Here is a 14,135-nt window from a genome sequence, read left to right as displayed (position 1 = left end):
CGGCCCCCCGCCGTCGCCTGGGGCCGCGCCGCCGCGGCCCTGCCCGGAAGCACCGTCCCCGGACCCGGCGACCTGCACCCGGAGCAGGTGCACGTCGTCCCCGATCCCGCACCCGACATGCTCATCAAGGAGCTGTGAGCCATGGCGCTGTTCCGCAGGCGCACCCCTGCATCCGAGGCCGCCGCATCCGACCCGGCCGCGCCCGGGGCCACCGGGTCCGGGGCCGCCGAACCGGGGACGGCCGCGCCCGAGGGCGCACCGCCGCTCGCCACCGAGGCCACCGTCCGCACAGGCATGCGGCCCGCCGACCGCGACGAGGCGGTGCGCGAACTCGCCGCCGCCCTGCACACCGCCGGGCGCGTCACCGACCTGGAGGGCTTCCTGGCCGACGTCGCCGCGCGCGAGGCCCAGATGCCCACCGGCATGCCCGGCCGCGTCGGCCTCCCGCACGCCCGGTCCGCCCACGTCACCGCTCCCGCCCTGGCCGTCGGCACCGTCCCCGGCGGCGTCGACTGGGGCGGGCCCGACGGGGACGCCGTCCTCGTCTTCCTCATCGCCGCCCCGGAGGGCGGCGGGGAGGCCCACATGACCATCCTCGCCTCCCTGGCCCGGCGCCTGATGCACGCGGAGTTCCGCGACGCACTGCTGGACGCGCCGGACGCCGCCGCGGTGGCCGAGATCGTGAACAGGGAGGTGTCGGCGCCATGAGATTCGTCGCCGTCACGTCGTGCCCCACGGGCATCGCCCACACCTACATGGCCGCCGAGGCCCTGGAGCAGGCCGCGGCCCGCGCCGGGCACGAGATCCAGGTGGAGACCCAGGGCGCGGCGGGCTCCCCGCCGCTGTCGGCAGAGGACATCGCCGCCGCCGACGCCGTGGTCTTCGCCGCCGACCTGGAGGTCCGCGACAAGGACCGGTTCGCGGGCAAGCCCTTCGTCGACGTCGGCGTCAAGGCGCCGATCAGCGACGCCGACGCGGTCCTGGAGCGCGCGGCCGCCGCCGCGCGCGAGGCGCCCGCCGCGCCCGCCGCGGCCGCCTCCGGCGCGGCGGGCGCCTCGGACCCGGCGGGCGGCTCCGCCCCCGCACCGGCCACCAAGGTCGAGTCCGGGGCCGGGGTCGGCACCCGCATCCGCCAGTGGCTGATGACCGGCGTGTCGTACATGATCCCGTTCGTCGCGGCCGGGGGCATCCTCATCGCCCTGGCCTTCATGATCGGCGGCTACGGGATCGCCGACGCCCAGCCGGCCGACGTCGTCGAGGGCTTCGACCCGCTGTCGGCGACCGAGTGGGGGGCGCTGCTCTTCCTCACCGGCTCGGCGGTGTTCGGGTTCCTGGTGCCCGTCCTGGCGGGGTTCATCGCCTTCGCCATCGCCGACCGCCCCGGGCTGGTGCCCGGCTTCCTCGGCGGCGCGGCCGCGGTGACCGTGGGCGCCGGGTTCCTCGGCGGCCTGGTGGCGGGCTTCCTCGCCGGATTCGTCGCCCTGGGGCTGACCCGGCTCAAGGTGCCCTCCGCGATCCGCAGCATCATGCCGGTCGTGGTCACCCCGCTGGTGGCGTCGTTCGTCACCGGGCTGGCGATGTTCGTCGTGCTGGGGCGCCCGCTGGCGGCGCTCATGGGCGGGTTGACCGACTGGCTCGGCTCGCTGACCGGCGGCAGCCTCATCCTGCTGGGGGCGCTGCTCGGCGCCATGATGGCCTTCGACATGGGCGGGCCGCTGAACAAGACCGCCTACACCTTCGCCACGGCCGGACTGACCGCCGTCGGCGCGGGCGCCTCGGGGGCGCACGTGGAGTTCACCGTCATGGCCGCGGTGATGGCCGCCGGGATGACGCCGCCGCTCGGGCTGGCCCTGGCCACGGTGGTGCGCCGGAAGGCGTTCACCCAGGCCGAGAGGGAGAACGGCAAGGCGGCCTGGGTGCTCGGGGCGTCCTTCATCACCGAGGGCGCCATCCCCTTCGCCGCCGCCGACCCTCTGCGCGTCATCCCCGCCATCATGGCCGGATCGGCCGTGACCGGCGCGCTGACCGCCGGGTTGGGCGTCACCCTGCGGGCGCCGCACGGCGGCATCTGGGTGACGCCGCTGATCGGCCACCCGCTGCTGTTCCTGGCCGCGCTGGCCGTCGGGACGGTCGTGACCGCGGGCGCCGTCCTGGCACTGAAGAGCCTCCGCCGCAAGGAGAAGGCTCCGGCCGTGGAGACCCCTCAGGCCGCCGCGGCCTGAGAAGGGTCCCGGCCGTTCCGACCCGGATCCCGCCGCCCACCGGCCCCTGACCCGGCCGGTGCCGCCGACCGCGCGTCCCCCACCCCCACCCTGCCCCTGCCGTCCCTGATCACCGATCTTCCGGAGGAGACCCCCATGCCCAGCACCGACGTCACCATCGGCTCCGCCGTCGGCCTGCACGCCCGCCCGGCGAGCCTGTTCGTGCAGGCGGCCACCGCCACCGGCCTGCCCGTGACCATCGCCAAGGAGGGCGGCGCCCCCGTCGACGCCCGCAGCCTGCTGGCGGTCATGTCGCTGGGCGCCGGCCACGGCGACACCGTCACCCTCGCCGCCGAGGGCGAGGGGGCGGAGTCGGCCGTCGACGAGCTGTCCAGGATGCTCGCGAGCGACCTGGACGCCGAGGGCGCGTCCGCCTGACACGTGGGCCCCGTCCCGCCTGCCGGGAGGCGGGACGGCGTCCGCCGGAGTGGCGGAGCCCCCGGCGGCCGTGACAGCCCTGGGCGGGCGGGACGGGGCCCTGTCCGGTCACGTCCCCATGGGTGCCCGGGGGCGACCGGAACTCTCCGGGGCCGGACCGCGTCCTAAGGCGCGGTGATCCCCTCTCCGGAAGGCCGGTGGCCATGGTCGCCAAGCGTGTTCTGGCCCGTGCGGGCATCGTCGACCCGGTCACGGTCGCCCTCGTGCCCGACCCGCCCGACGTCTACCCCGGCGGGCCCGCACGCGGCCGCATCGAACTCGTGGGCGGGCAGGCCGAGGCCCGTGTCACCGTCGTGGACCTGCGGCTGGTCACCCGCGCCCTGAAGTGGGACGAGGACGGCGGCAAGAGGCTCGCCACCGAGGTGTGGGGCACCGTCGGTGTGGACGGCGACTTCACACTCGCCCCCAGAGAGGAGCGGACCGTCCCCTTCACGTATCCGGTCCCTCTCCAGGCGTCGCTGACCCACGCCTGGGGAGAGGCGCTGCGCGCCGCCGAGTTCGGCCTCACCGCCCGTGCGCGGCTGGCCTGGGCCTGGGACTCCAGCGCCAAGGCGGACCTGCGCGTTCATCCGCTGCCGGTGCAGCAGGCGGTCCTGGACACCCTCCACGGCCTCGGGCTGCGCCCGACCAGCGCCCAGACCACGCGCGGCACCATGGACGGCAGGCTCCAAGAGCTGGAGTTCCACCAGGTCGTGGCGTTCGAGCCCGGACCCGGGTGCGCCATCCGGGCCAAGAGGGTCGAGCTGACCCTCCTGCCCGGCCCCGACTGGACCGGGGTGTACCTCAATGCGCGCAGGAGCGGCATGCTCCCGGGCAGGAAGGAGGCGCTGCGCCTCGACCTGCCGCCCGCCGGGCCCGTCGACCCGCACACCGCGCGGCGCATCTCCGCCCTCGTGCACGACGCCCTCGCCTGACGCCGGCCGACTCTCCCCAGGGGCCGCATCCGGCCCCTGCGAGACTCTGTTCCCGGGCGGGGCGTCGCACCGGCACCGATCCCCGTCCTCCCGGAGACTCCCCGAAAGGACGCCCATGGCCTACATGTACCTGCCCGCCTCCCCCGGCATCGGCGGCCCGCGCGTCGAGACCGTCATCTCCAACCCGCACGTGCGCCCCGGGGAACAGGTCCACGGTCATATCGACCTGGTGGGCGGCGCGGCTCCGGCCCACATCGGCCGCATCTTCCTGGGAACGCGCGCCCGCGTCGAGGCGGACGACGGGGAGCACCGGCCCCCCATGGACGCCGGCACCGTCCACCTGGGCGGCCCGTTCATGCTCGCCCCCGGCGAGCACCGCCGGATCCCGTTCTCCTACCCGCTGAGCATCCAGGCCCCGCTCACCTTCGCCTGGGGGCACCCCCTGCGCGGCAGCGAGCTGGGGCTGAGCACGTTCGTCGAGATCGGCGGCTCCGTCTCCGCCACGGACCTGGACCCGCTGGCCGTGCACCCGCTCCCGGCCCAGCAGGCCGTCCTCGACGCGGTGGCGGGACTGGGCTTCGGGCTCATCGAGACCGGCATGGAGCACGGAAGCATCACGGGCGTGCGCCACGAGCTGCCCTACCACCAGGAGTTCGAGTTCCGCCCCGGCCCGAACTACGTGAGCCGGATGGAGGAACTGGAGCTGGCGTTCGTCGCCGCCCCCTTGGGGGTGCTGGTGGTGCTGGAGGCCGACAAGCGCGGCAGCCTGCTGAGCGAGGGCGTGGACCGCCTGGGAGGCTTCCAGATCCCGCACCAGGTCGGTGACTACCGTCCGCAGGTCCAGCACCAGATCGAAACGCTGCTGCGGGACCGCTGGCTCTGACCGGCGGGGCGCACCCGAGGGGCACGCCGGGGGACGGAACGGCGCCGGGCGGGGCGCCGCGCCCCCGCCCGATCCGCGGCCGCATCGGGCCGGACCGGCCTGTGGGGGAACTCCGCATGCCGACCGCGCGTCCCACGGACGCGAACCCCCGCCGATCCGGAAGGACGAACATGGTCTTCAAACGTCTCCTGGCCTCCGTCGGCATCGGTGGTCCCACCATCGATACCGTGCTGGCGCGGCCCGATGTCCGCCCCGGCGAGCAGGTCCAGGGCCACATCGACCTCGTGGGCGGGGAGACCGAGTCCCACATCAACGGCATCCACCTCGAACTGCGCACCCGCGCCGAGGTGGAGACCGAGGACGGCGAGCGCAAGGCCACCGTCGACACGGGCGCCGTCGGGGTGAGCGGCCCGTTCGTGCTCGCCCCCGGTGAGCAGCGGCGCATCCCCTTCGCCTATCCGCTGAGCATGCAGGCGCCGCTCACCGCCGCCTGGGGCTCCCCGCTGCCCGGCTCCGAGCTGGGCCTGCGCACCCACGTGGACATCGGCGGCGCGATCGACGCGACCGACCTCGACCCGCTGCTCGTGCACCCGCTCCCGGCCCAGCAGGCCGTGCTCGACGCGGTCCACACGCTGGGATTCACGCTCGTCAGGAGCGACGTGGAGCGCGGCCGTATCAAGGGCGGGCGGCAGGAGCTGCCCTTCTACCAGGAGATCGAGTTCCGGCCCAGGGGCGCGTACGCGGGCAAGATGAAGGAGCTGGAGATCTCCTTCCTCGCCGACGCCGAGGGCGTGCACGTGGTCATCGAGGCCGACAAGCGCGGGGGGCTGCTGACCGAGGGGGCGGACCGCACCGGCGGCTTCCGCATCCCGCACCAGGGCGGTGACGTCGGTGCGAAGGTCAAGCAGCAGATCGACACGCTGGTGCAGCGCCGCCCGGGGCTGATGGGCGACCTGTTCGGCTGAGGGGCCGGGCGCCGCGCCCCGGAGACGCGAGCCGCCCGTGCGGGGCCGCCCGTAGACGGTGCCCCGCACGGGCGGCGAACGGGTCCGTTCCCGTCCGGTGGGACGGAGCCCCTGAGAGGGGCCGCCACCCGTCGGGCCGGGCGCGGGCTCCCCCTCCTTCAGGCAGGGGAAGCCGTCAGAGGTACATGCCCGTCCGCCGGGCGGCCGCGCGGTCCGGCAGCACCGTCGGCACGTCCTCGGCGGTCAGCGCGCGCAGCACGTCGGGGTCGGACAGGTCCTCCTCGGCGATGCGGGCCGCCTGGTTGCGGGCGGTCACCTCGAACACCGCCTGTGCCAGCCGCGCGTTCGCCGGTCCGGCCTTGCCTCCGGCCGCCGCCGCGCCCCCTGCGGCCCCGGCCGCCCGGTCCCGCGCCAGCAGGCTCCGCGCGGNCCGGGGCGCCCCCCGCCTCCACTCGGAAGCCGGACCGGTGGGCCCGGTCCGTGAAGACCGCCACCAGCTCCTCCACCGCCAGGTCGGGGAAGCGCAGCCGCCGGGTGAACAGCGCGCCCAGCCCGGGGCGCGCGTCCAGCAGGGCGGGCAGCTCCTCCGGGTCGCCGGACGCCACCACCAGCAGGTCGCTGCGGTAGGTGCGGACCAGCCGCACCAGCGCCTCGGCGGCCTCCTCGGCCGGGGCGCCGGAGGAGGGGCGCGGCAGCACCGTGTGCGCGTCCTCGATCAGCAGAACGCCCCCGGCGGCGGCCCGCACCGCGGTCTCCACCAGCGCCGTACTCTGGCCGGGCAGCGTGCCGACCAGGCCCTCCCGGTCCACCGGCGCCACGTGGCCCGACGACAGCAGGCCGCGCCGGGCGCACACCGCCCCGGCCAGCTCGGCCACGGTCGTGCGGCCGGTGCCCGGGTTGCCGAGGAACACCATGTGGTCCAGGGCCCCGGGGGCGGTGATCCCGGCCCGGCGCCGGGCCTGATCCACCCGGGCCCGCGCGTCCAGAGTGCGCAACTCCCGCTTGGCGGGCTCCTGGCCCACCAGCTCCTCCAGGCGGGCGAGCGGGTCGGTGGGCGCCACCGCGCCCACGCGCGCGCCCGTCGTGGCGGGGATGTCGGCCGGGAGCAGCTCGCGCAGCTCCCCGGCGGAGCGCTCGGCCCCGTCGGTGATCCGCTCGGCCTGCAGCGCGGTGGCCCGCTCCAGCAGGTTGCGCACCAGGCGGGCGTTGCCGAACGCGCCGTCGCGCGGTGCGGCCGACAGCAGCCGCCGGACCCGCTCCCCGGTGCCCTCGCCGACGGTGAACCCCGCCTCGGAGGCCATGTGCGCGAAGATCTCGGTGAGCTCCTCGTCGGTGTAGTCGGGGAAGCCCAGGTGCCGGGGGAAGCGGGAGGCCACGCCGGGGTTGGAGGCCAGGAAGCGCTCCATCTCCCTCTCGTAGCCCGCGACGACCACCACCAGGTCCTCCCGGTGGTCCTCCATCAGCTTCAGCAGTGTGGAGACCGCCTCGGGGCCGTAGTCGTTCCCCGAGTCGGACTGGCTGAGCGCGTAGGCCTCGTCGATGAACAGCACCCCGCCCAGGGCGCTGCGCACCGCCTGCTCCACCTTGGGCGCGGTCTGCCCGATGTACTCGCCGACCAGGTCGGCCCGGCCCACCTCCACCAGGTGCCCGGAGGCCAGCAGGCCCAGGTCGGCGTAGATCGCGCCGAGCATGCGGCCGACGGTCGTCTTGGCGGTGCCGGGGCTGCCGGTGAAGACCATGTGCCGGGCGGGCGCCTCGACGGCCGCCCCGGACTCGGACCGGAGCCGGTCGGCGTGCGCCTCGGCCGCGTACAGCCGGATCTCCCGCTTGACCGATTCGAGGCCGACCAGGGACTCCAGGGCGGCCATCGGGTCGGTGCCCTCGGGGACGCCGCGCCTGCTCCCCACGAGGCCGATGCCCGCCTTGTCGGGGATGTCGTCGGCGGTCAGCACGAACAGGGGGCGGGTGTCGCGGTGCCCGGGGAAGCCGGGCGAGGGCATCGAGCCGGTGTCCGCGAGCCGCCGGGCCTGCCGGGCCAGGGCGCGGTCGAGCAGCGCGCGCACCGTGTGGGCCCCGCCCGACCCGGCCCCGCCGCCGCTGCGGCGCAGGACGCGCTCGGCCTTGGCGAGGGCCTCCGGCTCCAGTTTGAGCCCGCCGCGGGCGGCCAGGGCCTCCACGATCCCCGCCAGGTCCCGCCCGGACGGCGTGGGGAAGGAGAGGCGGTGGGGGAAGCGGGCGGCCAGGCGGGGGTTGGCGGCGAGGAAGCGGCCCATCCGCTCGTCGGTGTCGGCGAGCACCACCACGAGGTCCTGGTGGTGCTCGTCCATCTGCCGGATGAGGGCGTTCACCGCGTCGTAGCCCAGGCTGCGGGCGGCGTCGGACTCGGTGAGCGCCGAGGCGTCGTCGATCAGCAGCACGCCGCCCAGGGCGCCCTTGACCACCTGGGCGACCTGGGAGGCCACGCCGCCCGCGTAGTCGGCGATCAGCTCGGCGCGGTCGGTCTCGACCACCCGCCCGGAGCGCAGGCGGCCGGTCTCGGCGCAGATGGCGGCGAGGACGCGCGCGGCGGCCGACTTCCCGGTGCCGGGGCCGCCGGTGAAGACCATGTTCCGGGGCGCCTTGGGGAACGCCAGGGGCATGCGCCTGCGCGTCCGCTCGGCCTCGGATTCGGAGTGGACCTGGCGCAGCTCCTCCTTGACCCGCTCCAGGCCGACGAGGGCGTCGAGTTCTTCGAGGGCGGGCCGCGGGCGGCCGGGCTCGGCCTTCTCGGGGGTGGGCTCCTCGTCCCGGTCCTGCCCGGCCTCCGTGCTCTCTCCTGCGCGCTCCCCGGCCTCCGCCCCCGCGTCCTCGGCCGTCTCCGCCGCGGGCGCGGGCGGTGTGGGTTCCGGACCGTCCGCAGCCTCCGCCCCCTGCGCCGTTTCGGCGTCGTCCTGCGCCCCCTCCGGCGCCTCGGGGACGGAGAACACGGTGCGCGGCCGCACGCAGAAGCGGTGCATGTCGAACTGGAACCCGAAGACCGGGAGCGGGGTTCCGGCGTTCGGCTTGCGCATCAGGTCGTCGTCGCCGGAGGCGAGCGCCACGGCGCACCGGGTGCCGTAGTCGAGCCAGGCCCGGCAGGTGTCGAAGTCCCCGGCCGCGGCGGCCTCCCAGAGCCAGACGCGGGCGCGGCGCTTGAACACCTCGGCGTTGAACCCTTCCTTCTCACGGGCGAACAGGCGCGTCTGGTACCGGAACTCGTCGAGGTCCATCACGGTCGAGGCGACCGGGGGGACGCCGGGCAGCTCCAGGCCCAGGGCCATGTAGGTGAGTGTGTCGTAGACGTCCGGCATGCCGTGGGCGGTGTTCTCCAAACGGTCATGGGCCTCGGCGAACCGGTCGAAGGCCCATTTCAGGAACACCTCGGGCGGGGCGAACTCGGGGATGTCGGGGAAGCTGTGCTCGGTGATGTCGGCCGCCCAGGCGCGGCGGACCTCGCGCGGTGTGGCGGACAGGTCGAAGCGGTGCAGCTCGGGGTCGGCGGCGCGCCGGTCGAGCAGGCCCAGGACCGCGCGGCGGCGCGGCTCCCAGGGGGTGACGCCCTCGACGGCGTCCAGGACGTCCCTGAGCAGGGCGAGCACGATCTCCCGGGACTCCGGGGTCCCCGCCACGTCCATCAGGCCGTAGAACGGCGGGATCTCCAGGTCGTCGAAGATCCAGCGGACGGGGTCGGTGTCGGGGGTGACGCCGCTGATGTGGTCGCGCATGAGCAGCGAGGGCAGGCAGGAGTGGCTGCCGGAGTTGATCCGCAGTGCTCCGGAGACACAGATCAGCGCGTCGAGGACGTCCCCGGCGAGGCGTCGGCGCCGCTCCTCGGGGGTGCCGCGGGGCGAGTCCGGTGGGAATTCCAGGCCGCGCTGGTCCGACATGACCAGGGACAGCAGGTCGGAGACCTTGGCGATGAGGTCCTCGGGGACCTGCCAGGGCCCGTACTCGTATACGTCGAGCACCGGCTCGTGGCTGAGCAGGGGTTCCAGGTGCTCGGGCAGGCGGATCGCCGGCAAACGCGCTCCTTCGCGGGAGTCGGGGGGTGGGGGCGGGCGGGGCGCCGCCCCGTGGCCGTGAGCATATGTCCCGGTTCCGACGCCCGGCGCGGCTTGACGGTTGCTTATCGTTTCTCGATAATATCGAAAAACGATAAGCAATGGCGGGGAGGTGTCCCGGATGCGGTGGGACAGAAGTGACGGGTGGGCCCTGATGGCGGTGCTGTGGGGGGCCGTGATCCTGGTCGGCGGATTGATGGTGGCGGTACCGGCCGTCCGCATGGCCGGGCTCGGGGTGTCCGAGGCGCGGGTCCCGGTCGAGCTCGACCGGCCCGTGTCGGCGCCGGCCGGGCTGTCGGGCGACGGCTTGGCGGTCGAGGGGGTCCGGGACGCGGTCCTGGTCGTCTCCGACCCCGCGCCGCTCCAGCGTGTGCTGGCCGAGGGGCCCACACTCCTGGCCGGGGTGCTGTGGCTGGCGGGGCTGGTCCTGGTGGTGCGCATCGCCGCGACCCTGCGGGACGGCGACGCCTTCGCGCCCGCCAACCCCCGGCGGCTGCTGGCCGTCGCGGGGCTCGTGCTGGCCGGGGCCGTCCTGGTGCCGCTGGTGCGGGCGCTGGCCGCCGACCGGCTCGCCGCGCAGGTCCCCGCGGTGGACGAGGCCGTCGTCTTCGGATTCGGGGTCTCGCTGATGCCGATGGTGGCCGCGGTGATGGTCGCCGCGCTGGCCGAGGCGTTCCGCCGGGGGACCGAGCTGCGCGAGGACACCGAGGGGCTGATCTGAGTGCCCCCGGAGGGCGAGGGGGCGATCAGCGTCCACCTGGACCGCCTTCTGGAGGAGCGCGGCCTGACCGTGACCGAACTGGCGGCGCGCGTGGGGGTGACACCGGTGAATCTGTCGGTGCTGAAGAACGGCCGGGCGAAGGCGATCCGCTTCTCCACCCTGTCGGCGCTCTGCCGTGAGCTGGGATGCCGTCCGGGGGACCTGCTCGACTACGAGCCCTGATCGCACACTGAGGCCAACTCAGTCTTATTCCCCATTTTTCGCCTACCAAACCAAGGGCACGTCCTCTTTGCTCTAATGTTTACGGTTCCGTTTCCGGGAAAAAATCACACCGCCCTCGGAAAGCGGGCACCGGGTGAGAAATGAGGAGACGATGCCGACACTGCAGCCGGCCATGAAGGCCATCCGCCTCGTCGTCCCCGAGCGCGAGGAGTTCGCCCCCATCCGCGACCTCGACGGCACTGTGACCCGGGTGGCGGCCCCGAAGGGCAGCTACCGGTTCCGACGCGGCGACGCGTCCTTCGAGTTCGAGACCACCGGCCGTACGGAGACCGCGGACGGCGTGAGCGCCGAGGTCTTCACCGCCCACAGGGCGGACGTCAAACTCCCCCTCGCCCGCGGGGCATAGCGCGTAGGCGGTGATCACCCGGCGGTCCCGGCGGCACGTCCGCCGGGACCGCTGCCTTTTCCCGCCACCCGTCCGTCTCCGCCGCTCCCCGCGGGAACGCCTTCCTCAGCCGCCGCGTCGGACCGGGAGACCGTCCGAGAGGGGCCGTCGGGTGTGGAGACAGCTGATCGCACAGGAATGTCCGGAGGCGGAGGCCGCTCCCGGAGCACCGCCGGACGCCGTCGCGGAGGCCGAGCGCAGGCTCGGGCATCCCCTGCCCGACCCCCTTCGCAGCCTGCTCCTGGAATGCGACGGGATCACCGGGGCCTACGGCATCGGCGTCGTATGGGACTCCGACACGGTCGCCCGCGAGAACGGGTTCTTCAGGACGTGGTCGGAGTTCCGTGAGCTGTACATGCCCTTCGGGCACCTGCTGTTCTTCGGCGACGACGGGGGCGGAGACCGCTTCGCCCTGCCTGTGGACCCCGTCAAGGACGACGTCTATGCCTGGGACCACGAGGACGACAGCCGCGTCTGGCTCACCGGCGACCTGGAGACCTATGTCCGGCGCGCGCTCCTCGCCGATGCCAGGGGAGAGGACCTGCGGAACCCGCGCTCCGCGATCCCGGAATCCCCCTAGTTCCCGGCCGTCCCCTGGGCGTCGGGTGCCGCCTCCTCCGGTTCGGCCAGGTCCTCTACGCGCGCGGTCAGCCAGCGGCCGAAGCCGCGGGAGCGGGAACCGGCCGCCGTGGCCGTGAAACCGGGGGCCAGCTCCGGCGGGAGCGGCTCCTGCTGCGCCCCCTCCGGCTCGGGCGGGGCGCCGATCGGGGTGTACACCCCGCCCGCCGAGCGCACCAGGGCCGCGCCCCCGGCCACGTCCCACGGGTGCACGCCCAGATTGCAGGCGGCGTCCGCACGGCCCGCCGCCACCCAGGCCAGGGCCAGCGCGGTGGAGTACACCCGCCGCACCTCGGCCCGGTCCAGCAGGTCGGCGAAGAACGCCAGCTCCCGCTCGCCCGCGCGCCCCGGCAGCGGGACATCGGTGAGTACCAGCGGCGTCGGCGCGCCCTCGGTGGCCGGAGGGCGGGCGACCGTGCCCGACTCCGAACCGGTGCGCAGCGGCAGCCCCGGGCCGCCGGTGAAGCACTCGTCCCGGAAGACGTCGTAGACGCACCCGGCCACCAGGCGCCCCTGCACCGCGGCGCCCACCGAGATGCACGCGAACGGCAGCCCGCGCAGGAAGTTCCCGGTCCCGTCGATCGGGTCGACGTACCAGGTCACCCCGGAGGTCCCGGGGTGGCCGCCGCCCTCCTCGCCGACCACGGCCGAGCCCGGCACCGCCGAGCGCAGCGCCTCCGACAGGTACCTCTCCACCGCCGTGTCGGCGTCGGTCACCGGGTCGAACCTGCCCTTGGCGGCCACCGCCAGGCGGCCGTCGCCGGAGTCGGACAGGGCGCGCGCCGCCGAGCGCACGCACCGCTCGGCCGCCGCGGCCAGGCCCGCGGCGCGCCGGTGCGGCGCGGGTGCGGGGGCGGTCGGAGGGCAGGCGGACGGGGAGGAAGACGACATGAGGGGGCCTCGCTTCAGGGGTTACTGCGAAGCGTACGCGATCGACTACCGCGCGTCATGCGGTTCCGGGGATCCGCCCTGCCGGTCGGCCGCCTCCACCTCCTCGCGGGAGATGCCCAGCAGGAACAGGATGGTGTCCAGGTAGGGAACGCTCACCGAGGTGTCGGCCTGCTCCCGCACCACCGGCTTGGCGTTGAACGCCACGCCCAGCCCGGCGGCGCGCAGCATGTCCAGGTCGTTGGCGCCGTCGCCGATGGCCACCGTCCGCGACAGCGGGACACCGGCCTCGGCCGCGAAGCCGCGCAGCGCCTCGGCCTTGCCGCCGCGGTCGATCACCGGGCCGACCAGGCCGCCGGTCAGCTTGCCGTCCACGACCTCCAGCGTGTTCGCCGCCGAGTAGTCCAGCCCGAGCCGGTCCACCAGGGCGTCGGTGATCTGGGTGAACCCGCCGCTGACGATCGCGAACTCATAGCCCAGCCGCTTCAGCGTGCGCACCAGGGTGCGCGCACCGGCCGTCAGCACCAGCCGCTCGCGCACCGCGTCCATCGCCGAGGCGTCCAGCCCCTTGAGCAGCGCCACCCGGCGCCGCAGCGACTCCTCGAAGTCCAGCTCGCCGCGCATCGCCTCCTCGGTGACGCGGGCGACCTCGTCGGCGCAGCCCGCGTGCTCGGCGAGCAGCTCGATGACCTCCCCCTGGATCAGGGTGGAGTCGACGTCCATCACGATCAGGTGCTTGGCCCGCCGGTGCAGCCCCGACGGCTGCAGGGCCACGTCGATCTGCTGGGTGGCGGCCTCCATCGCCAGGTCGCCGCGGAGCGTCTCGGGGTCGGCCCCCGACACCTCCAGCTCGATCGAGGTCACCGGGTAGCTGGCCAGCCGCTCGATGCGCTCGATGTTGGCCCCCGCGCGGGCGATGCACGAGGTGATCGCCCCCAGCGCCCCGGGGCGCAGCGGGTCGGCCAGCAGGGTCATGTGCAGGCGGTCGTCGGCGGATACGGTCACCCGGCCGTTGCCGGATGCGAACTCGGCCTCCATCTCCAGGTCGATGGAGGTCTTCTCCACGGCGCTGCGGACCTCGTCGAAGACGCGGTCCCCGCTCACGCCGGGGGCGACGCTCTCATCGACGGCGATGAGGGCGCCCAGGACGAGTCGGCCCCCGATCACGACCTGCTCCAGGTCGACGAGGGTCACCGGGAAAACGGAGAGGGTGGACAGAAGTCGTGCGCTCACGCCGGGGCGATCGCGACCGGTCACCGTTACCAGGAGAGTGGATTGCTCGTTCATCGCGTTCACAACGGTACTCGCCCTGTTCCCGGGCACGGAGGGCAGGGCGGTGCCCCTGAAGCGGGAGTTCACCCGGTGTCCACCGGCCGGTCGCCCTGTGGAGCCGCCGGTTCTACGACTTCTTCTTCCTCTTCGGCTTCTTGGCCTTCACGTCGATCCCGCCGAACATGCAGGTCCCCGTGAGGCGGATCACCGGGGCGTTGGGGTCGGTGACCGCGTCCGTGCCGTGCAGCGAGGTCCCCCCGAAGATCGACGTGGTGCTGTTCACCACACGCACGCCGTGCGGGACGGTGATGTCCAGCCCCCCGCACAGCACCGCGCACTGCACGGTCACCTCGCGGCGGGTCAGCACCGCCTCCCGGAAGTCCAGCCCGATCCCGCCGAACATGGCCGACACGTTGGTCCGGGGCTCCA

14 protein-coding genes and 1 pseudogene are annotated in these 14,135 nt (G+C 74.5%); 10 read left to right on the top strand and 5 right to left on the bottom strand.

Features of this window, described 5'->3' with window-relative positions; genetic code table 11:
• The first annotated feature begins 141 nt into the window (after positions 1–141).
• From D476_RS0123445 to D476_RS0123420, 6 genes are all read left to right on the top strand, one after another.
• Positions 142–708 (top strand): PTS sugar transporter subunit IIA, encoded by a 567-nt coding sequence (locus D476_RS0123445; protein ID WP_017626358.1) that lies wholly within the window; start codon positions 142–144, stop codon positions 706–708.
• The gene (locus D476_RS0123440; RefSeq protein ID WP_017626357.1) at positions 705–2,222 is read left to right on the top strand and encodes a PTS fructose transporter subunit IIC; all 1,518 of its coding nucleotides are present in this window, start codon (positions 705–707) and stop codon (positions 2,220–2,222) included. Before D476_RS0123445 ends, D476_RS0123440 begins: the two co-directional genes overlap by 4 nt.
• 135 nt (positions 2,223–2,357) lie before the next feature.
• Entirely contained in the window at positions 2,358–2,639 is a 282-nt protein-coding gene (locus D476_RS0123435) for an HPr family phosphocarrier protein (protein ID WP_017626356.1), read from the top strand.
• A 203-nt stretch (positions 2,640–2,842) separates the two neighbouring features.
• Complete coding sequence (locus D476_RS0123430; protein ID WP_040726888.1) at positions 2,843–3,613, top strand: sporulation protein; 771 nt, start codon at positions 2,843–2,845, stop codon at positions 3,611–3,613.
• A gap of 115 nt (positions 3,614–3,728) precedes the next feature.
• Positions 3,729–4,496, top strand: coding sequence for a sporulation protein (locus D476_RS0123425; RefSeq protein WP_017626354.1), 768 nt, complete (start codon positions 3,729–3,731; stop codon positions 4,494–4,496).
• Between the two features lie 170 nt (positions 4,497–4,666).
• Complete coding sequence (locus D476_RS0123420) at positions 4,667–5,461, top strand: sporulation protein (RefSeq protein ID WP_017626353.1); 795 nt, start codon at positions 4,667–4,669, stop codon at positions 5,459–5,461.
• Between the two features lie 175 nt (positions 5,462–5,636).
• On the opposite strand, the gene D476_RS39965 is transcribed toward D476_RS0123420, so the two are convergent.
• Both D476_RS39965 and D476_RS39960 read right to left on the bottom strand, forming a co-directional pair.
• Positions 5,637–5,777, bottom strand: coding sequence for a hypothetical protein (locus tag D476_RS39965; RefSeq protein ID WP_338036254.1), 141 nt, complete (start codon positions 5,775–5,777; stop codon positions 5,637–5,639).
• Between the two features lie 310 nt (positions 5,778–6,087).
• Positions 6,088–8,067: pseudogene (locus D476_RS39960) on the bottom strand (AAA family ATPase); the annotation flags it as partial.
• A gap of 1,594 nt (positions 8,068–9,661) precedes the next feature.
• On the opposite strand from D476_RS39960, the gene D476_RS0123410 reads away from it, so the two are divergent.
• From D476_RS0123410 to D476_RS0123395, 4 genes are all read left to right on the top strand, one after another.
• Positions 9,662–10,261 (top strand): DUF2975 domain-containing protein, encoded by a 600-nt coding sequence (locus D476_RS0123410; RefSeq protein ID WP_017626352.1) that lies wholly within the window; start codon positions 9,662–9,664, stop codon positions 10,259–10,261.
• Positions 10,262–10,483, top strand: coding sequence for a helix-turn-helix domain-containing protein (locus tag D476_RS0123405; RefSeq protein ID WP_017626351.1), 222 nt, complete (start codon positions 10,262–10,264; stop codon positions 10,481–10,483). It abuts the gene before it with no gap.
• A gap of 151 nt (positions 10,484–10,634) precedes the next feature.
• Positions 10,635–10,889 (top strand): hypothetical protein, encoded by a 255-nt coding sequence (locus tag D476_RS0123400; protein ID WP_017626350.1) that lies wholly within the window; start codon positions 10,635–10,637, stop codon positions 10,887–10,889.
• A 151-nt stretch (positions 10,890–11,040) separates the two neighbouring features.
• Positions 11,041–11,508, top strand: a complete 468-nt coding sequence (locus tag D476_RS0123395; protein ID WP_017626349.1) for an SMI1/KNR4 family protein — start codon at positions 11,041–11,043, stop codon at positions 11,506–11,508.
• Here D476_RS0123395 and D476_RS0123390 read toward each other — a convergent pair.
• From D476_RS0123390 to D476_RS0123380, 3 genes are all read right to left on the bottom strand, one after another.
• Entirely contained in the window at positions 11,505–12,437 is a 933-nt protein-coding gene (locus D476_RS0123390; protein ID WP_017626348.1) for an inositol monophosphatase family protein, read from the bottom strand. The two genes, D476_RS0123395 and D476_RS0123390, sit on opposite strands and share 4 nt — an antisense overlap.
• A gap of 45 nt (positions 12,438–12,482) precedes the next feature.
• A complete protein-coding gene (serB, locus tag D476_RS0123385; RefSeq protein WP_026123792.1) occupies positions 12,483–13,721 on the bottom strand; it encodes a phosphoserine phosphatase SerB in 1,239 nt (412 codons plus the stop codon).
• 112 nt (positions 13,722–13,833) lie between these two features.
• On the bottom strand, positions 13,834–14,135 hold a 302-nt coding region (locus D476_RS0123380; RefSeq protein ID WP_017626346.1), incomplete at its 5' end, for a LiaF domain-containing protein.

The sequence above is a fragment of the Nocardiopsis chromatogenes YIM 90109 genome (genome assembly GCF_000341185.1).
Lineage (GTDB): Bacteria > Actinomycetota > Actinomycetes > Streptosporangiales > Streptosporangiaceae > Nocardiopsis_A > Nocardiopsis_A chromatogenes.
Note: the sequence above shows the minus strand (reverse complement) of the source record. Positions and strands in the feature narration are given on the sequence as shown.

Coding starts and splice junctions, on each gene's coding strand:
- D476_RS0123445 (WP_017626358.1), top strand. CDS start 142: ATGGCGCTGTTCCGCAGGCGCACCCCTGCATCCGAGGCCGCCGCATCC.
- D476_RS0123440 (WP_017626357.1), top strand. CDS start 705: ATGAGATTCGTCGCCGTCACGTCGTGCCCCACGGGCATCGCCCACACC.
- D476_RS0123435 (WP_017626356.1), top strand. CDS start 2,358: ATGCCCAGCACCGACGTCACCATCGGCTCCGCCGTCGGCCTGCACGCC.
- D476_RS0123430 (WP_040726888.1), top strand. CDS start 2,843: ATGGTCGCCAAGCGTGTTCTGGCCCGTGCGGGCATCGTCGACCCGGTC.
- D476_RS0123425 (WP_017626354.1), top strand. CDS start 3,729: ATGGCCTACATGTACCTGCCCGCCTCCCCCGGCATCGGCGGCCCGCGC.
- D476_RS0123420 (WP_017626353.1), top strand. CDS start 4,667: ATGGTCTTCAAACGTCTCCTGGCCTCCGTCGGCATCGGTGGTCCCACC.
- D476_RS0123410 (WP_017626352.1), top strand. CDS start 9,662: ATGCGGTGGGACAGAAGTGACGGGTGGGCCCTGATGGCGGTGCTGTGG.
- D476_RS0123400 (WP_017626350.1), top strand. CDS start 10,635: ATGCCGACACTGCAGCCGGCCATGAAGGCCATCCGCCTCGTCGTCCCC.
- D476_RS0123390 (WP_017626348.1), bottom strand. CDS start 12,437: ATGTCGTCTTCCTCCCCGTCCGCCTGCCCTCCGACCGCCCCCGCACCC.
- serB (WP_026123792.1), bottom strand. CDS start 13,721: ATGAACGAGCAATCCACTCTCCTGGTAACGGTGACCGGTCGCGATCGC.